General features: G+C 63.5%; 22 protein-coding genes, 1 tRNA gene and 3 pseudogenes. 8 read left to right on the forward strand and 18 right to left on the reverse strand.

Annotated elements, in window-relative coordinates; genetic code table 11:
- A partial coding sequence (locus tag EOA85_RS05350) for a pyridoxal-phosphate dependent enzyme (protein WP_127208628.1) occupies nucleotides 1-538 on the reverse strand: 538 nt, incomplete at its 3' end.
- A gap of 222 nt (nucleotides 539-760) precedes the next feature.
- Here EOA85_RS05350 and EOA85_RS05355 point away from each other — a divergent pair.
- Together EOA85_RS05355 and EOA85_RS05360 are read left to right on the forward strand one after the other, a co-directional pair.
- Nucleotides 761-1,860 (forward strand): annotated as a pseudogene (locus EOA85_RS05355) (transcriptional regulator); the annotation flags it as partial.
- Nucleotides 1,861-2,000: 140 nt separating this feature from the next.
- A pseudogene (locus EOA85_RS05360) lies at nucleotides 2,001-2,825 on the forward strand (transcriptional regulator); the annotation flags it as partial.
- Nucleotides 2,826-2,923: 98 nt separating this feature from the next.
- Here the strand turns inward: EOA85_RS05360 and EOA85_RS05365 are convergent.
- From EOA85_RS05365 to EOA85_RS05410, 10 genes are all read right to left on the reverse strand, one after another.
- On the reverse strand, nucleotides 2,924-3,163 hold the full coding sequence (locus tag EOA85_RS05365; protein ID WP_127208630.1) for a hypothetical protein: 240 nt from the start codon (nucleotides 3,161-3,163) through the stop codon (nucleotides 2,924-2,926).
- A gap of 375 nt (nucleotides 3,164-3,538) precedes the next feature.
- Nucleotides 3,539-3,623, reverse strand: a tRNA-Leu gene (locus tag EOA85_RS05370).
- A gap of 67 nt (nucleotides 3,624-3,690) precedes the next feature.
- Nucleotides 3,691-4,311 (reverse strand): 2,3-bisphosphoglycerate-dependent phosphoglycerate mutase, encoded by a 621-nt coding sequence (locus EOA85_RS05375; RefSeq protein ID WP_127208631.1) that lies wholly within the window; start codon nucleotides 4,309-4,311, stop codon nucleotides 3,691-3,693.
- A gap of 32 nt (nucleotides 4,312-4,343) precedes the next feature.
- A complete protein-coding gene (gene dapB, locus EOA85_RS05380) occupies nucleotides 4,344-5,186 on the reverse strand; it encodes a 4-hydroxy-tetrahydrodipicolinate reductase (protein ID WP_127208632.1) in 843 nt (280 codons plus the stop codon).
- Nucleotides 5,183-7,036, reverse strand: coding sequence for an ABC transporter ATP-binding protein (locus EOA85_RS05385; RefSeq protein ID WP_127208633.1), 1,854 nt, complete (start codon nucleotides 7,034-7,036; stop codon nucleotides 5,183-5,185). The genes dapB and EOA85_RS05385 overlap by 4 nt, the downstream gene beginning before the upstream one ends.
- Nucleotides 7,037-7,163: 127 nt before the next feature.
- Nucleotides 7,164-8,183 carry a glucokinase gene (locus EOA85_RS05390; RefSeq protein ID WP_127208634.1) on the reverse strand — a complete coding sequence of 340 codons (1,020 nt, stop codon included), beginning with the start codon at nucleotides 8,181-8,183 and terminating at the stop codon, nucleotides 7,164-7,166.
- A 351-nt stretch (nucleotides 8,184-8,534) separates the two neighbouring features.
- Complete coding sequence (gene mepA / locus EOA85_RS05395) at nucleotides 8,535-9,626, reverse strand: penicillin-insensitive murein endopeptidase (protein WP_127208635.1); 1,092 nt, start codon at nucleotides 9,624-9,626, stop codon at nucleotides 8,535-8,537.
- Nucleotides 9,627-9,685: 59 nt separating this feature from the next.
- Nucleotides 9,686-10,591, reverse strand: a complete 906-nt coding sequence (locus EOA85_RS05400) for an SDR family oxidoreductase (RefSeq protein WP_127208636.1) — start codon at nucleotides 10,589-10,591, stop codon at nucleotides 9,686-9,688.
- The gene (gene queG, locus EOA85_RS05405; RefSeq protein ID WP_127208637.1) at nucleotides 10,588-11,748 is read right to left on the reverse strand and encodes a tRNA epoxyqueuosine(34) reductase QueG; all 1,161 of its coding nucleotides are present in this window, start codon (nucleotides 11,746-11,748) and stop codon (nucleotides 10,588-10,590) included. The genes EOA85_RS05400 and queG overlap by 4 nt, the downstream gene beginning before the upstream one ends.
- Nucleotides 11,729-12,421, reverse strand: a complete 693-nt coding sequence (locus tag EOA85_RS05410) for a glutathione S-transferase family protein (protein WP_127208638.1) — start codon at nucleotides 12,419-12,421, stop codon at nucleotides 11,729-11,731. The genes queG and EOA85_RS05410 overlap by 20 nt, the downstream gene beginning before the upstream one ends.
- 164 nt (nucleotides 12,422-12,585) lie before the next feature.
- Here EOA85_RS05410 and EOA85_RS05415 point away from each other — a divergent pair, with 164 nt between their 5' ends.
- Both EOA85_RS05415 and EOA85_RS05420 read left to right on the forward strand, forming a co-directional pair.
- Complete coding sequence (locus EOA85_RS05415) at nucleotides 12,586-13,392, forward strand: undecaprenyl-diphosphate phosphatase (protein WP_095517671.1); 807 nt, start codon at nucleotides 12,586-12,588, stop codon at nucleotides 13,390-13,392.
- Nucleotides 13,393-13,571: 179 nt separating this feature from the next.
- Nucleotides 13,572-14,399, forward strand: a complete 828-nt coding sequence (locus EOA85_RS05420) for a class I SAM-dependent methyltransferase (RefSeq protein WP_127208639.1) — start codon at nucleotides 13,572-13,574, stop codon at nucleotides 14,397-14,399.
- A gap of 105 nt (nucleotides 14,400-14,504) precedes the next feature.
- On the opposite strand, the gene EOA85_RS05425 is transcribed toward EOA85_RS05420, so the two are convergent.
- Both EOA85_RS05425 and rsmI read right to left on the reverse strand, forming a co-directional pair.
- Nucleotides 14,505-14,882 carry a YraN family protein gene (locus EOA85_RS05425; RefSeq protein WP_029347956.1) on the reverse strand — a complete coding sequence of 126 codons (378 nt, stop codon included), beginning with the start codon at nucleotides 14,880-14,882 and terminating at the stop codon, nucleotides 14,505-14,507.
- Nucleotides 14,875-15,822, reverse strand: a complete 948-nt coding sequence (gene rsmI / locus EOA85_RS05430) for a 16S rRNA (cytidine(1402)-2'-O)-methyltransferase (protein WP_127208640.1) — start codon at nucleotides 15,820-15,822, stop codon at nucleotides 14,875-14,877. Before rsmI ends, EOA85_RS05425 begins: the two co-directional genes overlap by 8 nt.
- 166 nt (nucleotides 15,823-15,988) lie before the next feature.
- On the opposite strand from rsmI, the gene EOA85_RS05435 reads away from it, so the two are divergent.
- Nucleotides 15,989-16,186, forward strand: a complete 198-nt coding sequence (locus EOA85_RS05435) for a hypothetical protein (RefSeq protein ID WP_127208641.1) — start codon at nucleotides 15,989-15,991, stop codon at nucleotides 16,184-16,186.
- Nucleotides 16,187-16,454: 268 nt separating this feature from the next.
- Here EOA85_RS05435 and EOA85_RS38685 read toward each other — a convergent pair.
- A pseudogene (locus EOA85_RS38685) lies at nucleotides 16,455-16,721 on the reverse strand (protein tyrosine phosphatase).
- Nucleotides 16,722-16,759: 38 nt separating this feature from the next.
- Between EOA85_RS38685 and EOA85_RS05450 the strand changes: the two are divergent.
- On the forward strand, nucleotides 16,760-17,665 hold the full coding sequence (locus EOA85_RS05450; RefSeq protein WP_206523246.1) for an adenylate/guanylate cyclase domain-containing protein: 906 nt from the start codon (nucleotides 16,760-16,762) through the stop codon (nucleotides 17,663-17,665).
- Nucleotides 17,666-17,774: 109 nt separating this feature from the next.
- Nucleotides 17,775-19,544 (forward strand): caspase family protein, encoded by a 1,770-nt coding sequence (locus EOA85_RS05455; RefSeq protein WP_095517664.1) that lies wholly within the window; start codon nucleotides 17,775-17,777, stop codon nucleotides 19,542-19,544.
- Nucleotides 19,545-19,860: 316 nt separating this feature from the next.
- Here EOA85_RS05455 and hemW read toward each other — a convergent pair whose 3' ends face one another.
- Genes hemW through rph form a run of 4 tightly spaced genes read right to left on the reverse strand, consistent with a single transcriptional unit; the run spans nucleotide 19,861 to nucleotide 22,817 of the window.
- Nucleotides 19,861-21,024, reverse strand: a complete 1,164-nt coding sequence (hemW, locus tag EOA85_RS05460; protein WP_127208643.1) for a radical SAM family heme chaperone HemW — start codon at nucleotides 21,022-21,024, stop codon at nucleotides 19,861-19,863.
- Nucleotides 21,021-21,683 carry an RdgB/HAM1 family non-canonical purine NTP pyrophosphatase gene (rdgB, locus tag EOA85_RS05465; protein ID WP_127208644.1) on the reverse strand — a complete coding sequence of 221 codons (663 nt, stop codon included), beginning with the start codon at nucleotides 21,681-21,683 and terminating at the stop codon, nucleotides 21,021-21,023. Before rdgB ends, hemW begins: the two co-directional genes overlap by 4 nt.
- Entirely contained in the window at nucleotides 21,683-22,093 is a 411-nt protein-coding gene (locus EOA85_RS05470) for a VOC family protein (protein WP_127208645.1), read from the reverse strand. The genes rdgB and EOA85_RS05470 overlap by 1 nt, the downstream gene beginning before the upstream one ends.
- Before the next feature lie 7 nt (nucleotides 22,094-22,100).
- Entirely contained in the window at nucleotides 22,101-22,817 is a 717-nt protein-coding gene (gene rph / locus EOA85_RS05475) for a ribonuclease PH (protein ID WP_127208646.1), read from the reverse strand.
- A gap of 236 nt (nucleotides 22,818-23,053) precedes the next feature.
- On the opposite strand from rph, the gene hrcA reads away from it, so the two are divergent.
- Nucleotides 23,054-23,934 (forward strand): heat-inducible transcriptional repressor HrcA (gene hrcA / locus EOA85_RS05480; RefSeq protein WP_245485619.1); only part of this gene is annotated, 881 nt, incomplete at its 3' end.

A 23,934-nucleotide genomic window follows, 5' to 3' on the forward strand; every position in this document is an offset into this window, starting at 1 on the left:
ATCCGGCGAAGTCGTTGATGATCTCTCGCGCCGTCGTCGCCTCGTGAATGGCGGCATTGGCCTTGGTCTCGAACTGGCGGGCCAGGAACCAGCCATTGGCCTCGGCGAGCTCGACCGCCTTGTTGTACATGCCAAAACCCTTCTGGGCGCGCGGCGTCAGAACCACCTTGGCTCCCAGCATGCGCATCAGCTTGCGGCGCTCGATGGAGAAACTGTCGGCCATCGTCACCACCAGCGGATAGCCTTTTTGCGCACAGACCATCGCCAGCCCGATGCCGGTGTTGCCACTGGTCGCCTCGACGACCGTCTGGCCCGGCTTCAGGGCGCCGCTGCGCTCGCCCTCCTCGATGATGTTGAGCGCCAGCCGATCCTTCACCGACGCCGCCGGATTGAAGAACTCGGCCTTCACATAGATCGTCACATGATCGGGGCCGAGATTGTTGACCCTGATCACCGGCGTATCGCCGACCGTGTCGATAATGCTGTCGAACAGGCGGCCGCGCCCCGCCGTGGTTCTGATTTTCCGTTGCTGCAACATGTCTGCTCTCCTCTTTTTGTTGTCGTCACGAGCCGGTTACAAACCGGCGGCTTGGGCGGCGAGGTTTCGAGACCTTGCCGCGGTAAGGTGCCTGTGTCGGCAGTCCGGCCCGGAGGCAATGCCGACGTCCGGCGCGGAAATTCGTTGCCGGATGCACTCTATCGCTTTCGATGGTAGAACAGAGGACAACTGGCCAGCGTGGGAGCAAGCGTGGAAACGCACGTGGAATCCGCTCGATCGAGCCTGGACGGCGCAACGGCCGGGCTGTCCGTGCGGCTGCTCGGACCGCTGACGGTCATCCGCGACGGCGCCACCGTGCAACTGCCGGCATCGCGCAAGTTGCGCGCGCTCTTCGCCTATCTGGCGCTTGCGCCGCATGCCGTCGGCCGCAGCCGTCTGTGCGAGCTGCTGTGGGATGTGCCGAACGATCCGAGGGGAGAGCTTCGCTGGTGCCTCAGTAAGCTCAGGGGCATTCTCGACGAACCGGATCGCCGCAGGATCGAAACGCCTGGCGACACGATCGAGCTTGATCTGAAAGGGGTTTCCGTCGATGCCGTCGACATCGCTTCGGCCGCCGCTGGAGGAATCGAGACGCTCGATCTGCAGCGGCTGCAGGCCTTGTCCGGACTATTCGTCGGCGATTTCCTCGACGGGCTGGAGATCGACCGCAACCCGCATTTCAACGGCTGGCTGATCGCGCAACGCCGCCGCTTCCGCTCATGGCATGCCGCCATTCTGGAACATCTCGTCAACAAGCTTCCGGCGGATGCCGACGAAATGTCAGCGCATCTGGAAAAGTGGGTGGAACTCGCTCCGTTCGACGGGCGTGCGCATGTGGCTCTTCTGGCAAGGTTGGCGCAGCGCGGCCAGATCGCCGCATGCGAGGAACATCTCGCTTCCGCGGCGAAGCTGTTTGCTTCGGAGGATCTGGATTTTGGACCCGTTCGTGAGGCATGGCGGACGATCCGCAGCGAGCGACCTGCCGCGACGCTCCGGGCGCGACCGGCACTTGTGCCCGCGGCCCCGCAAGCGTCAATTGTGCTGCCCGATCCCGGTGTTGCCGCATCGTGCAAGGGTCGTGGGTCAGGCCGTCGGCCAACCCGCCGCGAGAGGGGCCGCCGCGAGAGAGGCCGCCGCAAGGGTCGCCGACAGCCGCCTCCTCGACAAACGGCATTATCGCGAGTGAGGCCATCATCACCCGTTTGGCCAAGCTCAGGGATTTCTTCGTCATCGCCCGCGGCTCGGTCTTTGCGCTGTCGGAAAAAAACATCGCGCCAGAAGATGCCGGCCGGCGGCTCAACGTCGATTATGTGACCACCGGTACGGCTGTTGCCGATATCGTCGAGGATGGCAAAGATGTCGTCGGGCCTGCGTTCGAACGTCTCGGCCCAAACGATCCTGGCCGTGCGCACCTCGACAAGTTCGACGCTGACCACGACGCGGCCTGCCTGGCTGCGCACCCATCGTCTCGTCGATTTCGGCCGAGATCGAGATGGTCGAGCGCAACCGCGCCATGCTGAAAGCCCCCAACTCGCTGAACGCCTGGGAGGCCTACCATCGCGGCCTCTGGCATATGTATCGCTTCACCCGCACGGAAAACGAACAGGCCCGGCATTTCTTCGACATGGCCCTGAGGCTGGATCCGACCTTCGCCCGTGCCTATGCCGGCCTGTCGTTCACCCATTGGCAGAACGCCTTTCAGCGCTGGGGAGACCGCGACAGGGAAAGCGCGCTCGCGTTCGAGGCGGCCGGCCAAAGTCTTCTGGTCGACGATCACAATCCGGCCGCCCACTGGGCCATGGGCCGGGCACTGTGGTTGCGCGGCGAGCAGGACGGATCCCTGGTCGAGCTGGAACGGGCCGTCGACCTCAGCCCGAATTTTGCGCTCGGCCACTACGCGCTTTCGTTTGTACACTCGCAGTCGGGGGATCCGAACGCCGCGATCGGTTCATCCGATCACTCGCGCCATCTGAGCCCGTTCGATCCGCTGCTGTTCGGCATGCTTGGCGCCAGGGCGATGGCGCATGTCCGCCTCGGCCAGTTCGACGAGGCTGCCGAATGGGCGCTGAAGGCAGCCGCCCGACCCAACGCCCATGCCATCATCCTGGCGATCGCCGCCCACTGCCTTGCGCTGGCGGGGCGGATCGACGAGGCGCGAAACTTTTCCGCCGCGCTGCGCAAGACGCTGCCGAACTACTGCGCCGACGATTTCATCGGCACCTTCCGCTTCGAGCCGGACGCCGAGGCCATGTTCCGTCAAGGCGCCAAGCGCATCGGGCTGGGCTGATCCAACCGGTCAAGGCCGCGATCCTCAGCGGCCGACAACCGAACAAAAGCCCGGCAATCGGCCAAGAAAATCGGCCAGGAAAGCCGCGTTGATCGCAGCTATATGCCGAGCATCGTCTTGGCTTGGTTGAGGGCAGCCTCTGATCCTGCGTGATCGCCGGCGGCGTGCAATTTCTCGCCCTGGGCGCGCAGTTCCTTGACTTTGGTCTTATCGGCCTCGGCCAGCGTCGCGGTCGGCAACGCCGCGTCGATCGCGGCCATTGTGGTCGGGCATGAATTTGCAAAGGCTGTCGCAGGAACGACCGCCAGGAAAACTGCAAGCGAAATTGATTGTAACATGGACGTTTCTCCCTCGCCGGAACACGCCACGTCGACGACCGGCGTAGGAATGGTACAGCTAACACCCGAATGTGCCAATCACGATGATGGCGCTGGTTGAGGCAAGCTGCGGTCGGCCGGACTTTCCTCGGAGCTTCTGAATCAGGCTGATCGCCACAGCCAGGCGGGCGACTGGCAACAGAAGAATGCGAAACGCGCCGGCGCATCGCCATCAGGCAGCCTTCCCGGTCAGCAGGGCCACCGTTTTTACGATGATGTCGGACGAAACAAACCCCATTGGACGCCGACGGACAACCAGACAACAAAAAAGCCCGGACAAACCGGGCTTTTTCTGAGGAGTCTCTGAACCATGTCAAACAGTTCGAAACAGCAATTTGGTGCCCAGAAGAGGACTCGAACCTCCACTCCTTGCGGAACACGGACCTGAACCGTGCGCGTCTACCAATTCCGCCATCTGGGCTGGTGCGGGCTCTTTAGGCGGGCAAGGGGTGAGTGTCAACGCGCTTTTTTGAAACCCGCTCGCCGACTCAGTCCTCCAGCACTTCCTTCGAAGCCACCGTGGAATCGGCGTTGAGCTTATAGATGACCGGGACGCCGGTGCCGAGCTCCAGTCTGACGATCTCCTCGCCCGACTTGCCGTCCAGCGCCATGATCAGCGCGCGCAGCGAATTGCCGTGCGCCGCCACCAGCACGGTGCCGCCGCGCAGCACATGCGGCTGCAGGTCGTGCAGATAATAGGGCCAGACGCGCGCGCCGGTGTCCTTCAGGCTTTCGCCGCCGGGCGGCGGCACGTCGTAGGAGCGGCGCCACACATGCACCTGCTCCTCGCCCCATTTCTTGCGCGCGTCGTCCTTGTTGAGGCCGGAGAGGTCGCCATAGTCGCGCTCGTTCAGCGCCTGGTCGCGGATGGTCTCGAGATCGCTCTGGCCGACCGCGTCGAGAATATGCTGACAGGTCTTCTGCGCCCTGATCAGCGACGACGTGAAGGCGATGTCGAATTCCATGCCGCGCGCCTTCAGCTTGGCGCCCGCCGCCTTGGCCTCGGCGTGGCCCAGTTCGGTCAGGTCGACGTCGCGCCAGCCGGTGAAAAGGTTCTTCAGGTTCCATTCGCTCTGGCCATGGCGCACGAGCACGAGAGTTCCCGACATTTTTGCTCCTTCAATTTGTGGATCAGATCGTCTCAGGTGAGTCCGAGCACGTCGCGCATCGAATACAGTCCCGGCTTCCTGCCGCGCGCCCAAAGTGCGGCCTTGATCGCACCGCGGGCGAAGATCGCCCGGTCCTCGGCGTGGTGGGCGAGCGTGATGCGCTCGCCGGTGCCGGCCAGCACCACGGAGTGGTCGCCGACCACCGAGCCGCCGCGCAGCGTGGCGAAGCCGATCGAGCCTGTCTTTCGCACGCCGGTGTGGCCATCGCGCGACCGCACGCTGTTCCCGTCAAGGTCGATGCCGCGCCCGGTGGCGGCGGCTTCGCCGAGCAGCAGCGCCGTGCCCGAGGGTGCGTCGACCTTGTGCCGGTGATGCATTTCCAGGATCTCGACATCGAAATCGTCGGCATCGAGCGCGCGCGCCGCCTGCTCGACCAGCACCGCCAGCAGATTGACGCCGAGGCTCATATTACCTGACTTGACCACCGTCGCGTGGCGCGCCGCCGCGGCGATCTTGGCATTGTCGTCCGCCGAGCAGCCGGTGGTGCCAATGACATGGGCGATGCGCGCCTGCGCCGCATAGCCGGCGAATTCGACCGTCGCTGCCGGGCTCGTGAAATCGAGCACGCCGTCGGCCTTGGCGAAGGCCGGCAGCGGATCGTCGCCGATCGTCACGCCGATATTGCCGATGCCGGCAAGCTCGCCGGCATCCTTGCCGAAATGCGGCGAGCCGGCCCGCTCGATCGCGCCGGCGACGCGGGCGCCCGGGATGGTGTGGATGGCGCGGATCAGCGCCTGGCCCATCCGACCGGCCGCGCCGACCACCACCAGGCCCATTTCATTGACGGGGGGGTCGTTTGTGGCCGTACCGCTCATAAATTTCTCCCAACCGCTTTTTTCGCGCGCCGCAGCGGAGTTTGGATTGGCTTGCCGTCGTCGACAAGCCCCAGCCCCTTGTTACCCTGCACCCGGTGGAACCGGGCATATACGCTGTGCGGGTCTGCCATCAGCGAGGCATGCGTGCCTTGTTCGACCAGCCGGCCCTGTTCCAGCACGATGATGTGGTCGGCATTGACCACCGTCGACAGCCGGTGCGCGATGACGATGGTCGTGCGCCCTTGCATCACCTGGGTCAGCGCCTGCTGGACGCGCGCTTCCGCCTCGTTGTCGAGCGCCGAGGTCGCCTCGTCTAGCAGCAGGATCGGCGCCTGCCGCACGATCGCTCGGGCGATCGACAGGCGCTGGCGCTGGCCGCCCGACAGCGTCAGGCCGCCTTCACCGACAGGGGTGTCATAGCCTAGCGGCTGCTGGCGGATGAAGCCGTCGGCCTCGGCCAGTTGTGCGGCCAGTTCGATTTCGGCGTCGCTGGCGCTCAGCCGCCCGTAGCGGATGTTGTCGCGAATGGTGCCTTCGAACAGATAAGGCTGCTGCGAGACATAGGCGATCGAGCTGCGCAGCGACTGCTTGGTCACCTCTAGAATGTCCTGGCCGTCGACCTCGATGCTGCCCGCACCGACATCGTGGAAGCGCTGCAGCAGCGCCACCAGCGTCGACTTGCCGGCGCCCGAGGCGCCGACGATGGCCGTCATCTTGCCGGCGGCGGCAATGAAGCTGAGATCCTGCAGCACTGGTGCGTCGGCGACATAGCCGAACGACACGTTGTTGAAGCGCACCTCGCCCCTGGGGATCTTCGCTTCGGCCGCTCCGGGCGCGTCGCCCTGCTGCGGCTCGAGGTCGAGCAGCTCGTAGATCATGCGGGCATTGACCAGCGCCCGTTCCATGCCGACCTGCAAGCGCGCCAGCCGCCGGGCCGGATCGTAAGCGAGCAGCAGTGCGGTGATGAAGGCAAAGACCGCGCCAGGCGGCTGGCCGCCGACGGCTGCCCGGTAGCCGGAATAGGCGATGACGCCGGCGACGGCGAAGCCGGCCAGCATTTCGGAGATCGGCGTCAATCGTTCCGAGACGCGGGCGATGCGGTTTGCCCGCTGCTCGGCACCGTCGACAAGGCCGCTGATGCGGCGCGACAGCTCGTCCTCCAGCGTAAAGGCCTTGACGATGGCGATGCCTTGCGTCGCTTCCTGCATGGCGCCGATCAGCCGCGAGTTGATCTGCACCGCTTCGCGTGTGGCGCGCCTTATTCTGCGGGTCAGGTAGACGACGGTGTAGATCAGCGGCGGCCCGATCAGCAGCGACATCAGGGCCAGCATCGGATCCTGCCAGATCATGACCCCGATCAGCGCGACCAGCGATACCGCGTCGCGTGCCACGGATGTCAGCGTCATCGACAGCAGGTCGCGGATGCCGTTGACGTTCTCGTTGATCTGGGCGGCCAGCCGTCCCGAGCGCGTGTCGTTGAAGAAACCGATGCCGAGCTTCATCAGATGAGCGAAGATGCGGCGCTGGTAGCGCGCCACCAGATTGTTGCCGATTCTGGCCAGTGTCACGGCCTGGCCGTAGGTGGCCAGCCCGCGCAGCATGAAGGCGCCCAGGATCGACACGCAGATCAGCGCGATGAGATCGCCGCGCTGCTCGTAGAAGATCTGGTCGACGACATCCTTCATGATCCAGGCGGTGAAGGCGGTCGTGGCGGCAACCGTCACCAGGCACAGAACGGCCAGAACATAGTACCAGCGATAGTCGCGGCTGTTCTCGGCGATGATGCGGCGGATCACCGCCACGATCTCGCCGGGCCGGGCTTTGGCTTGGTGGTTTGGCGACTGGTTCAAGTCGGGATCGTTCCGTGATGTCGGTTCGGCTCCGCGGCCGGGCTAATTCGGCAATCCTCTTAGCGCCCTAGTGGCGGCTTGCCTATGGCAGAGGCCGGCAAAACTTCGCCGCGGCTTCGGTCGTCATCTAAGCCCGCCAGCGCCGCCCTGCCGTCTGGACGCCGAACAGGGACGGGTTCCTGGCAAAGGCGGCAAGGCCGGAAAGCGCTGCCAGCGGATGAGTGATCACATAGACGGGCATGGTGCGCATCAGCTCGCTGTGCGGCGCCTTGTCCTCGAAGGCGGCGCGGAAATTGCCGGTTTTCAGCGCCGGCAGGATTTTCTGCGCAATGCCGCCGGTCAGGAAGACGCCGCCGCGGCTCATGAACACCAGCGCAAGGTCGCCGGCGGTGCGTCCGAGGCAGGTGACGAACATCGCCAGCGCTTCCTCGGCCACTGGATCTGACTTCGCCAATGCCGCAGCGGTGACCTCGGCCGGCGTGGTGAAGGGGGCCGGCTTGCCGTCCGCCTTGGCGACCGCCCGATAGGCATTGACCAGGCCGCGGCCGGACAGGATCTGTTCCCCGGAGATGCGGCCGTCGAGTTTCTCGATATGCACAAAGACCTCGAAATCGCGCGGCGAGCGCGGCCCGATATCCATGTGTCCCCCCTCCCCGGGCACCGGTATCCAGTGGTTCAGCGCGTGGACCAGGCCGGCGACGCCAAGCCCGGTTCCGGGACCGAGCACAACCCGTCCGGCATTGGGCTCCGGCGCATCGCCGCCGATCTTCTCCATATGCTCTTCGCCGAGCGCCACCACGGCCAGCGCCTGCGCCTCGAAATCATTGAGCACCACGACGTCGCTGAGGCCGAGGCTGGCAAACATCTTTCTCGGCTTGACGATCCACGGGCAGTTGGTGAGCGGGATCTCGTCGCTGTCGACCGGGCCGGCCACCGCCAGTACAGCGGAGTTGGGCCGGACCGACGAGCGGTCGAGAACCGCCGCCTGGATCGCCTCGTCGATCGTGTTGAAATTGGCGGTCTGGACGATCTGTGGTTCGGTTGGTTCCGAGTTCGCGTCGAGCACGATCGAAAAGCGCGCGTTGGTGCCGCCAATGTCGCCGATCAGAACCGGAAACTGCAGCGCTGTGTCGTCGTCGCCTGGCATGCTCTCGTCCGTCCCGGTTCCCAGTGGCGTTCCGCCGTCCTTTCGTTGACTAGCGCATGACCCGGGAAAGGGAAATCGGTTTTCGAAATGAGGCGGCCAGGATTCGGAGCAGGATGGGGTTGGATGTGGCCTCAGGTCAGGCCGAACCGGGGACGAAGGCATGCCTGCGGGCAACCCGGATCGCTGCACTCCTCGACCACTGTATCGGCATGGATTCTAGGGCGGAGCAGGAGCGAAGCGACGTCGCGGAGGCCCTAGTATCCATGCCGCGATCTTCGAGCGCTGCTGCGTTGAACGCCTTCGCAGAGCAGGATTCCAGACGATCGATCAAGCGCCTTTCCCTAATCTCGGTCAGTTCCCCGGTCGCGGCCGCGGCAGCGGAATGCCGATCTCGGGCGTTGCCGCGAAGGCGCTGACCGAGGCCGGGAGCGCTGCCGCGCCGCTTGCGGATGCCCGCGCCGGCGACGGAGCCTTTGTTAGAACGGGTGCAACCGCGACCGGCACGCCGTCGCCATAATAGGTAACCGCCTCCGCCGAAGCCGGATCTGGCCCATCGAGCACCGCCTGACATGCTGCGGGCAGGCTCGCCATGGTCATCACGTCGCGCGCTTTCGGTCTATCCGGGTTCTTGTTGGGACGCCACGGTTCCTCGGTGAACCACCATGCCAGCGACTGGTCGCAGCCGTCGCCGGGCGCCGTGTTTTCCTGCGCTTTGCAATTGGGCGAGCCGGGCTGGCAGCCGATGCGGATGTGGAAGTGATAGTCGTGGCCCCAGAACGGCCTGACCTTGCGCAGCCATGCGCGGTCGCCTTTCACCGTGTCGCAGAGCTTCTTCTTGATGCCCGGATTGACCAGGATGCGCTCGACTTCCGCATAGCTTGCCGCGCGCTTCAGGAGCCGCGTATGCGCCGGAACCCAGAGCGCATCTTTCACCAGATGGGTCTTTTCGTCGACAAGCAAGGTGGCGCTCATGTTCTCGCGCTGCTCGATCGAAAGCTTGCGGTCGGGCATTGGCGTCAGCCAGATGTCGGCGTCGAGGCCGATCTGGTGCGAGGCGTGGCCGGTCAGCATCGGGCCGCCGCGCGGCTGTGAAATGTCGCCGACCAGCAGGCCGGGCCAGCCATCGGCCGCGGCGTCGCGCGACAGTTTCTCGATCAGCGCGATCATTGTCGGATGACCCCAGCGGCGGTTGCGCGAAGGCCGCATAACCTCCCATTTCGGGCCGTCCAGGGGAATGGCGACGCCGCCGGCAAAGCAGCCCTTGGAATAGAACCCGATCGACTGCGGCGCAGCCACGGCCGGCAGTTTTTTGGCGCCGAACAGGTTCTTTGCCAGTTCCTCGGCCGCTGCAGGTCGCACTGCAAGCCCCGCTAAGGCGAGAACGGCGAGTGCTGCGGTCAGCAGCAGCGTTCTACCGGGCAATGATCGCTTCAACGTTTTCATGAGGCAGAACCCCTCTGCGAATTAAGTCGAATCATATCACGCCCGGCGCGACGTTTCGATCACGACCGCTTCATCAAACTGCGCGCCTCGCCATCGCGCCAGCTACCCTCAGCCCACATATGGTCGAACGCCGTCCGGTAGTCGGGAAAGCGGAAGCGATAGCCGGCCGCTTTGATCGCTGTGTTGGCGACACGCTTGTTCTCGCCATAGAAGGACCGCGCCATGGGCGAAAGTTGGGCGCTCTCGAACGGAATCTCGGGCGGCGGTGTGACGCCCATCAGCCCGGCGGCATAGGCGACGACGTCCTGCGGCGGCGCCGGCAGATCGTCGGTGACGTTGAAGATGCCGCCGCGATTGCCTTCGGCGAGATGCCAGAGCGCGCCGGCAATATCATCGCAATGGATGCGGTTGAACACCTGCCCCGGCTTGACCAGCCGCCGCGCGGTGCCGTTTTCCAGATTGACCAGGGCATTGCGGCCCGGCCCGTAAATGCCGGAAAGCCGCAGGATCGCCGCCGGCCGGCCGATGTCCTGACCCAGTTTCAGCCAGTCCCGCTCGGCGGCGACACGCAGCATCGAGCGCTTCGACAGCGGCCGGCACTCGGCGGTCTCGTCCATCCAGCCGCCGCCATGGTCGCCGTAGACGCCGACCGTGGAGAGATAGGCGATCCATTCGAGCGCCGGCATCTCTGCCGCGATTGTCCCGCGCGCCGCACTCAGCACCGGGTCGCCGGCCTCTTCCGGCGCCACCGAGACGACGAGATGGGTTGTTTTCTTCAGCGCGTCGCCGATTTCGGGTGTCAGCGCGCCATCGAAAAGCAGCGGCTGGATTCCGGCTTGCCGCAGCGCTTCGAATTTCTCCGCTGCGCGTGTCGTCCCAAAGATTGTGCCGGCATCCTTGTTGGCTCGGGCAAATGCCTTGCCTGAATAGCCGGCGCCGAAAATGAAGATCTGCTTCTCGCTCATGCATGCGCCTCGATTTGATTTCCCAGCGCCAGGCGCCATTCGCGATGCACGGCCTCGTCGCTTTCTGCTTTCATTGCAGCGGTGGCACATTTGGCAAATTCGGTCTCGGGCACAAGCCGTGACAGCGCCCATACCGCCGCGCCGCGCACCAGGGGCGAGGCATCGCCGAGCAGTGCACGCACCGCGTTGCCGAGCGAGGAATCGCCTGAATTGCCGGCAGCGATCAGCACATTGCGGACAAAGCGGTCGCGACCGATGCGCTTGATTGGCGAACCGACAAAGAGTGCACGGAAGGCAGCGTCGTCGAGCGTCAAGAGATCGGCGAGCGGCGGCTCGCGCAAATCCGCGCGGGCGACGAGCTTCGCCTCCGAGGCAACCTGGGCAAACTTGTTCCACGGGCAGGCGGCCAGGCAGTCGTCGCAGCCATAGATGCGGTTGCCGATTTTTTCCCGGAACTCATGCGGGATCGGTCCCTTGTTCTCGATGGTGAGGTAGGAGATGCAGCGTCGCGCATCGAGCCGGTAGGGCGCCGGAAAGGCGTCGGTCGGGCAAACGTCGAGACAGGCGCGGCACGAGCCGCAATGATCGCCCTCGGGCGTATCGGGCGCAAGCTCAGCCGTCGTGAAGATGGTGCCGAGGAACAACCAGGAGCCATGCGCGCGGCTGACCAGATTGGTGTGCTTGCCTTGCCAGCCAAGGCCGGCGGCTTCAGCCAGCGGCTTTTCCATCACCGGGGCGGTATCGACGAACACCTTTACGTCGCTCCCCGAGCGCGCCACGATCTTGCCGGCGATCTCTTTCAGCCGGCCTTTCATCACGTCGTGATAATCGCGGTTCTGCGCATAGACGGAGATCGCACCACAACCGGGCTTCGCCAGCACCGCGCGCGGATCATGGTCGGGGCCGTAGTTCATCGCCAGCACGATGATCGAGCGAACCTCAGGCCAAAGTGCTGTCGGCTCGCCGCGGCGCTCGAGCGTCTCGGCGATCCAGCCCATTGAGCCTTGAAAGCCGTCGGCGACGAACTCGGCCAGCCGGGCCGGCGCCAGCGGAATGGCATTTGGCGTGGTGACGGCAACAGCATCGAAACCGGCGCGCCGTGCCTCGCGGTCGATCAGCGCGCGCAGGTTTTGCGCTCTAGAAATCGAGGTCCGCATAATGTGACACCGGCGACAGGCCGCGCACCCGGTCGGACAAAAGCGGCCGGAACGATGGCCGTGATTTCACCCGTGCGTACCATTCGCGCGCGGCAGCGTGTTCGCGCCAGTCGATCTCGCCGAGATAGTCGAGCACGGACAGCGCAGCCGCAGCCGCGAGGTCGGCATAGGTGACCTTGTTGCCGGCCAGCCAATGGCGGGTGCCGGCCAGCCAGTTGGTGTATTTCATGTGCTGGCGGATATTGGCGCGCGCGGCGCGGATCGCCGCCGAATCGGGCGAACCGCCGCCCGCCGTTTCCGGCATGACCGGCTTCAGCACGCGCTCGCGCACCAGATGCCGGGTAACCTCGCCCTCGGCCTTGTTCAGATACCAGTCGGTCAGCCGGCGGATTTCCGCACGCTCCATCGGGTCTTCGGCGAACAGCCGCTTTTCGCGCTTCAAGACGCCGCGCGTCTCGTCGAGATATTCCGCGATGACGACCGCGCCGACAATCGGCACGTCGCCCTCGGCAAGCAGGATCGGCAGCGTGCCGGCCGGGTTCAGCGCCAGGAATTCCTTGCGCCGCATCCACGGCTTTTCCTCGATCAGCGCCAGCTCCTCGCCATACTCGCCGAAAGCGAGGCGAACGAAGCGGCAGGTGGCGAACATCGGGTGGTGGAAAAGCGTCAGCATGGTCCCGCGATAATAGAGCGCACTGGCAAATCGCCGGCTGCGCCGGTAAGTCTTGGCCGCCCCGAATTCAGGTGGCCGTCAGGGTGCTGCGACCTATAGGAGGAGTTCCGCGCCATGACAAGCAAGCCGTTCTTCAAAGCCCTCACTCGAACGCCGAGGTTTCCATGGAAAGCCAGACCATCGTCGAAGCGCTGCTGCTCGGCATGATCGAGGGCATGACCGAGTTCATTCCGGTCTCGTCGACTGGCCATATCCTGCTTGCCGGCCATTTTCTCGGCTTCCATTCGACCGGCAAGGCCTTCGAGATCCTGATCCAGCTCGGCGCCATACTGGCTATCCTCAGCGTCTATTTCCATCGTCTGTGGCAGATGCTGGTCGATCTGCCGCGTGATCGGGTGACGCGGCATTTCGTCCTCGGCATCCTCGTCGCCTTCCTGCCGGCCGCCGTCATCGGCGCCCTGGCGCATGGCTTCATCAAGACGGTACTGTTTGAATCGCCGAGGCTGATTTGCATCATGCTGATCATCGGCGGCGTGGTCCTGCTGTGGGTGGATCGCTTCAAGCCGAAGCCGCTCTACCATGACGTCGAGCGGTTTCCGCTCAGGCTCTATCTGCAGATCGGACTGTTCCAGTGCCTTTCGCTGATCCCCGGCACGTCGCGCTCCGGCTCGACGATCGTCGGCGCGCTGCTTCTGGGCGTCGACAAACGCGCGGCTGCAGAATTCTCCTTCTTCCTCGCCATGCCGACAATGGTCGGCGCCTTCGCCTTCGACCTCTTCAAGAACCGCAACGTGCTGACCAGCGCAGATCTGCCGGTCATCACCGCCGGTTTCATCGCCGCCTTCGTCGCGGCGCTTATCGTCGTGCGCTTCCTGCTCAACTACGTCTCGCGCCACGGCTATTCGCTGTTCGGCTGGTGGCGGCTGGTCATCGGCACCGTCGGGCTGGCGGCGCTGTTCGTCTGGGGGTAAGGCGGCACAGTTAATTTGGAACGGTCGCCCTAGGGTCGGACCAATCACTCTGAACGACCGAGCTCAACCCTTCCTGGTCGTTCACCCCACCACAATTCCGGAAGGAACGTCGCATCTGAGCAGACACCGGTGGTGTGGCATGGTACCGTTGCTAACAGGCGATATCTTGCAGGTGCGCCATGTCAGGGCACGAGCATTGGCAACTCGATGGCAGCGCGCCCGAGCTTTACCAGCGCTACCTGGTACCGGCGATCACTTCGAGATGGGCAGCCGATCTTATCGATCGCGTGCAGCCAAAGCGCGGAGAAGCCGTACTCGACGTTGCTTGCGGAACTGGCGTGGTGACGCGCCTGGCTGCCGAACGGGTCACGACGGGACGTGTCATCGGGCTTGATTTGATTGAGGGTATGCTCACCGTCGCGCGGTCCGTGCCGCACACAGGTGTGCCAATTGAATGGCTGCAAGGCAGTGCCCTCGCACTCCCGGTTAATGACGGCGCGATCGACCTCGTTCTTTGCCAACTCGGTCTCCAGTTCTTCCCGGATCGAGCCTGCGCTGTCCGCGAGATGAAGCGGGTGCTGGTATCTTCGGGCAGGGTTGCGCTCAGCGTCTATAGCGCCATCGAACGCACACCCGGCGCAGAGGCGTTTGCAAGTGCTCTCGATGAGCGGCTAGGACCGGACGCGTCGAAGATCAAACGTGCCGAGCATATTTTTGCTGACGCGAATGAGGTCGGCGATCTGTTGAGGAAAGAGGGGCTGGATGACGTCGAACTCTACACCGTCACGAAAACGATTAGCTTTCCATCTGTTCTCGACTATGTACGTTTTCAGCTGATCGCTACCCCCATGGCTGGCCTCTTGGCCGTTTACCAAGCGTCCGAGCGCGACAGCGTGATAGAGGCGGTCGCCTCCGCCACTCGGTTGCGCCTTGATCCGAGCATGATGGTCGATGGGCGCTTCTCGTTCCCACAGGAGGCGCATATCGCGATCGCAAGCAAACTCTGACGTAGATTTAGCTGCAGTTTCGGCTTCTGGCACTGCTTGCCCGTTCCCGATGGACGAGACGATGATAACATCCACCTATCTCGGCCATTTGCGGCAGGGCATGGTCTAGTTTCGCCCGTAGAAAACATTCTCGACATGCACCGGCCAGCGCCACGGCAGCACCGCGACCATGTCGAAACGCACCGACAATCGTCCATAGTCGGACTGTCGCGACAGCCAGAGATCGGCGGCGCTTTCGATGCGACGCTCCGATTCGTAGCGAACAGCCTCCATGGCTTCCATCAGTGTGCGGCGCGCCTTCACCTCGACGATCAGCACTAGGTCGCCGCGGCGCGCGATCAGGTCGATCTCGCCGAACCGCGTGCGGTGGCGGCGCGCCAGGATCCGATAGCCCTTCACCATCAATGCCGCAGCCGCCAGCCACTCGCTGCGGTGGCCGCGCCGATAGGCCCGCTGGCGGCTGGCGACCGGGCGTTCAGCCAACGTCGTCTTTCCCTGTGTCGCCCTCTTTGCCAGTATCGCCCTTCTTCCCAGTATCCTTGAGTTCGAGCAGCCGCCGGTAAAGCGCCTGCTTCTGGCTGCCGGTCATCTTGGCGGCTTCCGCCGCCGCCTTGGAGGCCGGCATCTCGGCGGCAAGCGAAAGCAGAAGCCGGTCGATATCGGCCGGTTCGTCTGCCGCTGCTTCCGACGGGCCGACGCAGATGACGATCTCACCCTTCGGCGTGTCAGCCGCCGCGTAATGATCGGCGAGCGACTCTAAGGTGCCGGTCCGTATCTCCTCGAAGGTCTTGGTCAGCTCGCGGCCGATCGCGGCCTTGCGGGCACCGCCTAGCGCCTCGACCATGGCGCCAAGCGTCTCGGCCAGCCGGCGCGGCGATTCGAAGAAGATAAGCGTCGCCGGCACCATTTTGAGCGCTTCCAGCCGCGCCAGCCGCTGCCCGGTCTTAATCGGCAGGAAGCCGGCAAACAGAAAGGCATCGGAAGGCAGGCCGGAGGCCGTCAACGCCGCGAGTGGCGCCGACGGGCCGGGGATCGGCACGACGCGAATGCCCTGGTCGAGCGCTTCGCCGACCAGTCGGTAGCCGGGATCGGAGATCAGCGGCGTGCCGGCGTCCGAGATCAGCGCCACGCTCTGCCCGGCCAGCAAGGCTGCGATCAGTTTTGGGCCGGCCTCGCCGGCATTGTGCTCGTGATAGGCTGTGGTGCGGCGGCGAATCCCGTAGCGGTCGAGCAGCACGCGGCTGACACGCGTGTCCTCGCAGGCGACGATGTCGGCGGCGGCGAGCGTTTCAAGTGCGCGTAATGTGATGTCGGCGAGATTGCCGATCGGCGTCGCAACCAGGTAGAGCGCCGGCTCGAGCGGCCGGGCCGATATCTCGGTCTGGCCGATCACGTAGCTGCGTCTTGCCAACTCGCCGGTCACCGGTGTTCCCCGTCAGGCTCTGACCATGAATGCATTCTACCCTGTTTGGCACGGCTCACGCCCGGTGGCAAAACCCATGCCGAAGTGAGGCGGCGGCCATGCCTTTGCCACAGTACGGAACGAAACCGTGCCCGGCGGATTTATGCCTGATCTCGGGAGGAGCAGGATGGACAGCCTCAAGATACAGGACGTTTTCGAACCCTACTATGAAGGGCGCAAGCGCTTTGCCGCGCGAATGGACAAGAGCCTGCCTGCCAAAGCCGGCGCCAGCTTGGCTAAAAAGCCGCGAAAGCGTCGTCCGTCAGAGGCAACCAAGCTGAAAATCGAGCCCTCGACCGGCACCGGCAGCACGATGGAGCACTGACCAGACGATGCCCAATCGCTTCGACATTTTCATCACCCGCCTTGAAACCAAAAGCTCCCGCAACGGAGCGCCCCCACACCCGATGAGCGATCAACACCGCGCCCGCCCCGACAAGGGCGACGCCAAGCCGGCGCGCGACGGTGAGGCGGACGCCGAGAAAGGCCACGCCAAGCGCCGCCCCAAGCACGACGCCTGACTACCGCAACCTGCGCGATTGGCCGAGACACTTTCTCTCTAAAGCGTGGGGGGGAACGCTCGGCCACATCATTCAACCCAGATACTTCGAGACGCGCGCTTCCAGCAGACGCACCAGACCTGGGTCCATAGACTCATTAGTCGTCCGGAATGTCGAGGCAGATCACGCGGGCCTTCTTCAGGCTGGCCTTGAATTTCTTCTGCAGTTTGGCGCGGTGCGCCTTTCCATCACGAAGATGATGTCGGCCCAGGAGACGAGGTCGTGCGTCAACGGTTTGTCGGCATCGTGGTTGGTGCCGGCCGATGCGACTTCGATATCCCTAACGCTCCGTGTTAAAATTGCACCTGCGTGCGCGCTTGAGCGTACGGGAGAGGATCATGTCGGCAACTTTAACCGCACTGAGCAACAGCGAGGCCTATAGGCTGGGAGATTTCAACCTGATTGGTCGTGGCGAACATGCCACCATACGCCTGGCCGACGGGGAAGTTTCGCGCCAGCATGCAACGATCCGGCGCGACGGCGCGAACTACTGGGTTGTTGACGTCGGCAGTGCCAATGGCAGTTATGTGAATGACGTGGCGCTCACAACCGCGCGTGTGCTGCACAGCGGCGATCGCGTCCAGTTCGGCAGATCGATTTTTCTTTTCGAACAGGGCACGACTGCCCCCGATCTGGATTCGCAAGCGGCGAACACAAAAACTCAATGGGGCAACCCGGCAGCCCCCAAGAGCCGGCCGGCCACCCTGTTCGTCGCTGATTTGAAGGGGTTTACCGGAATCAGCGCAAGGCTGTCCCCGGAACAGGTGGCGGCCCTCCTGGCCGAGTGGTATATGGACTGCAATATGATTTTGAAGCACTACGGTGCCTCAATCGACAAATTCATTGGTGATTGTGTATTTGCTTACTGGCACGGGACGGCAGCGGATGTCTGTGTCTCTGCGGTTCAGGCTGCCCAGGCGCTCCGCGCTGCGGAAGACGCGGCTACGTCGCCAACCCGAGTACTGGTCAGGGAACAACAAGACATCGTACTCGACTGCCGCATTGGCCTTCATGTGGGTGAAGTTGCTATCGGCGCTTTGGGCAAAGGCATCAACACCGCGCTGGGCGATGCGGTCAATTTGGCCTTTCGTATTGAGGGATTGACGCGAAAACTGGACAAGCCGCTGTTGGTCAGCGCCCAGTTCGTCGAGCAGTGGCCCGAAGGTAGACAATATTTCAAGTCCTGCGGCTATCACGAGGTCAAAGGGCGCGCCGAGATGATCGAGGTATTCAGCCTAATATAGGCGCGCCAGCAGTTGGATTTTCGAAACGCAGCTCACACGCCTAACACCTATTCCCATGTTGACACCAATGCTTTTCCTGCTCAGGCTTTGCTAGGGCAGAGAGGCAGCCATGGGGCTCAGAAATCTTCAGACATTTCTATTTTTTCTGCTTCTGATGGTGCTGGGCCTTTCAGCGCCGCTAAGCGCTGCGGAAGGTAAGCGCCTTGCGTTGGTAGTCGGGAATTCTGCCTACACGGCGACAACGCCGTTGGCGAACGCCGCCGCCGACGCCCGTGCCTTTACAGCGTTCCTGAAGGAAAACGGCTTCGAGGTAGACAGTCTGATCAATGTCGACCGGGCCGGTTTCGCGAGAGGACTCTCTAATTTTTCAAAGAAGATCGGGCCAGCCGACACCGCCTTGTTCTACTTCGCTGGCCACGGGATGCAGCTGAAAGGCGAAAATTTTCTGCTCGGGCTCGATGCCGAGCTGCTGTCGGAGTTTGATGTCGATGCCGAAGCCATCGCGCTGAATTCCATTATAAGCATTATGGAGCGGAAAGCCTCGCTCTCGCTTCTTTTCGTCGATGCCTGTCGCAATAATCCGATCGCCGACCGGCTGAATGCAAGCGTCGAAGGCGTCACCCGCGGCGCTGCGTTGAAGGGGCTGGCGCCGGTGAGTTCCACCGGCTCGGGAACGATGATCGCCTTCTCCGCTTCGCCTGGCCAGGTCGCCTACGATGGAGTCGGTGAGAACTCGCCTTTCACGACGGCCTTAGTTGAACATCTGGCCAGCCCTTCGCTAGAGGTAGGTACGGCTTTCAAGCGTGTGATCCGCGATGTCCGGATAAAGACGAACAACGTCCAATCGCCGCAGATTGTCTCGAACATTGCCGCTGAATTTTACTTCAACGCCAGCGCGCCGGCGACCGCTGTCGCCGCATCCGATTTTCTCGCCCAGATAGATTTCGAAAAAGCCGAGCGCATTGCCACTGCACGCGGCTGGCAGCTTTACTTGGCCAAGCACCAATCCGGCTCTTTCTCCGACAGCGCGCGCGCTGCGCTGCGCCTGCTCGAAGGTGGCGGCGATGGCCTCGTGTCGCCGCAGGAAGCTGAAAGCCGTATGAGGCTGACGCAGTCTCAACGCAAGGAAATCCAGCTGACGCTTTCCGACCTCGGATATGACATAGGCGCGGTGGACGGGAATTTCGGTCAAAAGACTCGCAGGGCGATCTCTCGATACCAGAAGGCGCTGGGGCTCACCGAGACCGGATATATCAATAGCGTCGTCGCCAACAGGCTGGAACTGGTTGGCGTCACGAGCACGAATTCCGTCGTATCTGCCGACGAGGCGCGGCTCTTCGAACCCGAGGATTTGAAAGGGCTCGAAACCGATGAGCGCATTATTCGCGCCGCGCAATGCCTCAGGGGCAAAGAAATCATCTACGGCGAGTTTGGGAGCCGCCTCTATGTGGCGGTTTACGATCGCCACTCGTCTTGGCAGACCGCCAAATCTGCTGCCCAGCGGTGTAAAGCGCATCTGGCGTCGATCTCGTCAAAGGCGGAGAACGACTTTGTTTACGGACTGTTCGAGGCTGATGACCGGATGTTCGAAACTGGCTTCGACGGAAATGTGTCCTACAAGATGGGTCCGTGGATCGGCCTTGAGCAGGATCCGGGGGGACGCGAGCCTCGTGGCGGCTGGCGATGGCTGACCGGCGAGGCAATGACTTACAACAATTGGCTTCCCAACCACCCCAACGAGCACAAGCAGGGTGATGATTTTGCGATGTTTTATGCTCATCTGGACGGCAACCGGGACACGGCCGACCTCAAGGCGAGCACGTGGGACGATATGGGTCCGCAAAACAGCTCGCACGGCTACATTATTGAGTTTCGATAGGACGAGGTGGAAGATGGGAGCGCCAGCATACCTCTCTGCTGCCGCTGGGTTGTTCGCATGGCGGGGTGCTTCTATCGAATTCGGCCGGGCAACCACCGGACACACGCGAGCTGTGCTTTCTTCCAATTTCTTCAAAGCAATTGTTGTCGGTTTCGCCATGTCGATCTCAGCGCCGGAGTATCGAGCGAAACGGCGCAACGCCTCCCGGGTTCTTCCACCCAGATGCCCTCTGGGTTTCCCGGATTACACCCAACGCGGCCAAGCTCGCGCGTGAGTCGATAAATTGTCTGTGACAGTTCAGCTCCTGGCCTATGCCTTACCGCGCCAGATCCGCCACCACCGCGTCGAGCACGATCATGCCGGCCGGCGTGGCGCGCAGGCGGGCATTGCCGATCGGCGCCACGAGCCCCTCGCCCTGCAGCATCGACAGCCGCGCCGTCGACAGGCTGCGCCCGGAAAACGCTTCGTAGCGCGAGAGATCGATGCCCTCGGCCAGCCTCAGCCCCATCAAGAGGAACTCGTCGGCCTCTTCCGAGCGCGTCAGGGTCTCGCCGCCGGTGACGCCATGGCCCTTGGCCTCGACCAGATTGGCCCAGGTTTCCGGCATGCTTTCGGCGATCGTCACCACGCGGCGGCCATTCTCGACGAAGCGGCCATGCGCACCGGGACCGACGCCGACATATTCGCCATAGCGCCAATAGGTGAGATTGTGCCGGCTTTCGGCACCTGATCTGGCGTGGTTGGAAATCTCGTAGGCCGGCAGCCCATGTGCGGCGGTGATCTCCTGCGTCAGCGCATAGAGATCGGCGGCATGGTCATTGTCGGGAATAGCGAATTTCTTGGCCGCATGCAGCGCGTGGAACGGCGTGCCTTCCTCAATGGTCAGCTGGTAGAGCGACAGATGGTCGGCGGCGTGGCCGATAGCCTGTTCGAGCTCCGCCTGCCACGCCTCAGGTGTCTGGCCGGGCCGTGCGTAGATCATGTCGAAGGACAGCCGCGGAAAGATCTCACGCGCCAGGTCGATCGCATGCAGCGCTTCATGGACATTGTGCAAGCGGCCGAGGAAGCGCAGATCCTTGTCGTTCAGCGCCTGCACGCCGAGCGACACGCGGTTGACGCCTGCCGCCCGGTAGCCGCGAAAGCGCTCGGACTCGACCGAGGAGGGGTTGGCTTCCAGCGTCACCTCGATGCCGGCGGGCACCGTCCAGTTCTTCGCCACCGCGTCCAGCACCGTCGCCACGGTTTCCGGCTTCATCAACGATGGCGTGCCGCCGCCGAGGAAAATGCTGGTCACCTCGCGCGGTCCGGTGCGGTGGCGCATCGTCGCAAGCTCGGTCTCGAAGGCGCGCGCAAAACGCTCCTGGTCGACCGCCTGGTGGCGGACATGGCTGTTGAAGTCGCAATAGGGGCATTTGGCCGCGCAGAACGGCCAGTGGATGTAGACGCCGAAGCCGGGGCTGCGGTCGAGCAGCATGGTCATTTCACGCCCGATCGTGCCAAATCCAGTCTGGCGTGCGCGAATTTCTGAAAGGCGCGGGCGCGGTGCGACAATGCCGTCGGCTGGCCGGGCTTCCAGCCATGTTTTTCCTCTGCGGTCATCTCGCCGAAGGTCTTTTCGAAACCGTCCGGCACGAACACCGGGTCGTAGCCGAAGCCGAGTTCGCCGCGCGGCGGCCATACCAGCGTGCCCTCGACCTCGCCTCGGAAATATTCGGCCGCGCCGTCGGGAAAGGCCAGGCAGATGACGGCGACGAAGCGGCCCTTACGCTGCGCAGGCGCAACCGCGCCGACTTCCTGCAACGCCACTTCCGCTCGCTGCATCGCCATGCCGAAATCGCGGGACCCGTCCGGCGCCTCGGCCCAATTGGCGGTATAGACGCCGGGCGCCCCGCCCAGAGCATCGACACACAGGCCGGAATCGTCCGACAATGCGGGCAGGCCTGTCGCCTTGGCGGCGGCAAAAGCCTTGAGATAGGCGTTCTCCTCGAAGGTGGTGCCGGTCTCGTCCGGCTCCGGCAGGCCGTATTCCTTGGCCGACTTCGCTTCTATGCCGAATGGCGCCATCAGATCGGCGAACTCGCGTAATTTGCCAGCATTGTGGCTGGCGACGACGATCTCATGTGCATCAAGCGAATGCATCAGATGCCCCAGATTCTTGGCTCGGCGAATTCGATCGAATTGCCGGAGGGGTCGCGAATATAGATCGAGCGTCCACCCTGCGGCCATTCGAACTCGCTCTCGATGGCGATCTTCTTCTGCTCAAGATGTGCTTTCCAGCGCACGATCTCGTCCGCGCTTGCCGCAAAGCAGAGATGGCCGTCGCCGACAGCGCCGTGCGGCGGCACTTTCAGCTTGGCATCGGGCGCCGGCGGCACCTTGGTCGCCTCGGCGTTGAAGACGAGCAGCACGCCGTCCCCGCAACGGAAGAAAAGATGCCTGCCGTCGACCTTGCCCAGCAGATCGAGCCCGAGCACGCCGGAATAGAAGTCTTCCGCGGCATCGAGGTCGGTCACGTAGAGGGCTGATTCGAGGATGGCGGAAGGAGTCATGACAGGGTTAAGCTACAGCCATCTGTTGCAGGCTGACCAGTCGCTGGATGCCTTTCTTGGCCAATTCCATCAGCGCCGTGAACTGCTCTTCTGAGAAAGGCTCGCCCTCGGCCGTGCCCTGGATCTCGACGATGCCGCCCTTGCCGGTCATGACGAAGTTGGCGTCGGTGCCGGCCGAGGAATCCTCGAGATAGTCGAGGTCGATGACCGGCTGGCCGTCATGGATGCCGCAGGAGACAGCCGCGACATGATCCTTCAGCACCTTGGCGACGCTGGCCATCTGCCGGGCCTCCATCCAGCGCAGGCAATCATGGAGCGCCACCCAGCCGCCGGTGATCGAGGCGGTGCGCGTGCCGCCATCGGCCTGGATCACATCGCAATCGACGGTGATCTGCTGCTCGCCGAGCGCCTGCAGGTCGACCACGGCGCGCAGCGAACGGCCGATCAGCCGCTGGATTTCCAGCGTGCGGCCGCCTTGCTTGCCGGCCGAAGCTTCACGGCGCATGCGCTCGCCGGTCGAGCGCGGCAGCATGCCGTATTCCGCCGTCACCCAGCCCTTGCCGGAATTGCGCATCCAGCCCGGCACTTTTTCCTCGAGGCTGGCCGTGCACAGCACATGCGTGTCGCCGAACTTCACCAGGCACGAACCTTCCGCGTGCTTGGAGACGCCGCGTTCGAAGGAGATGGCGCGCATTTCGTCGAATTGGCGTTTGGAAGGGCGCATTCAGGCTTTAATCCTATTTTTCGGAATCGTGGCCGGCTTGTAGCCGCACGCGACGAGAGGCGCAAAGGAAAATGGACCAGTTGCGCCGGCGTGGCCGAAGTCTATATCTTTGGGCCGGAGGTGTTTGGCTCGAAATGACCAAGGCAGTCGATCCCAATTCCCAGTCGGCGGCAGTGCTCCAGTCCCCTGCGCTTCAATCGCCCGCACTCCAGTCGCCCGCACTCCAGTCGCTCGACATGCGCTCGCGCGACATCTTTCGGCGCATTGTCGATTCCTATCTGAAGGACGGCGAGCCGGTCGGCTCACGTAGCCTGTCGCGTATCCTGCCGTCTTCGCTGTCGCCCGCCACCATCCGCAACGTGATGAGTGATCTCGAGCATCTCGGCCTGATCTATGCGCCGCATATCTCGGCCGGCCGACTTCCGACCCAGGCCGGCCTGCGCTTCTTCGTCGATGCTTTCATGGAGCTTGGCGATCTCTCCGACGAGGAGCGCCGCACCATCGAGGCGCAGGTGCGCGCCTCCGGCTCTGGCGCGACGTTGGAGCACATGCTCATCGAGGCCAGCCAGATGCTGTCCGGCATGTCGCGCGGCGCCGGCCTCGTGCTTGCCGCCAAGAACGAGGTGGCGCTCAAGCACATCGAATTCATCCAACTCGAGCCGACCAAGGCGCTGGCCGTGCTGGTGTCGCAGAACGGCGACGTCGAAAATCGCGTCGTCGACCTGCCGGCCGGCATCACCGTCTCGCAATTGCATGAAGCCTCGAACTTCCTCAATGCCCACATCCGTGGCCGCACGCTGGCCGAGGCGCGGATCGAGATCGCCCGCATCAAGGAAGAGACCAAGGCCGCCCTCGACACGCTGTCGCAGGATCTGGTGGAGAAGGGCCTTGCGGTCTGGGCGGGCGCCGAGAGCGGCCTGCCGGCGCGTCTCATCGTGCGCGGCCGCGCCAACCTGCTGGAAAATGTCACCGCGCAGGCCGACATCGAGCTGCTGCGGCATTTGTTCGAGGATCTGGAGACGCAGAACGGGCTGATCCAGCTTCTCGACCTCGCCGAGGAAGGCTCCGGCGTGCGCATCTTCATCGGCTCTGCAAACAAGCAGTTTTCGCTGTCGGG

This window comes from Mesorhizobium sp. M5C.F.Ca.IN.020.29.1.1 (genome assembly GCF_003997375.1).
Lineage (GTDB): Bacteria > Pseudomonadota > Alphaproteobacteria > Rhizobiales > Rhizobiaceae > Mesorhizobium > Mesorhizobium wenxiniae.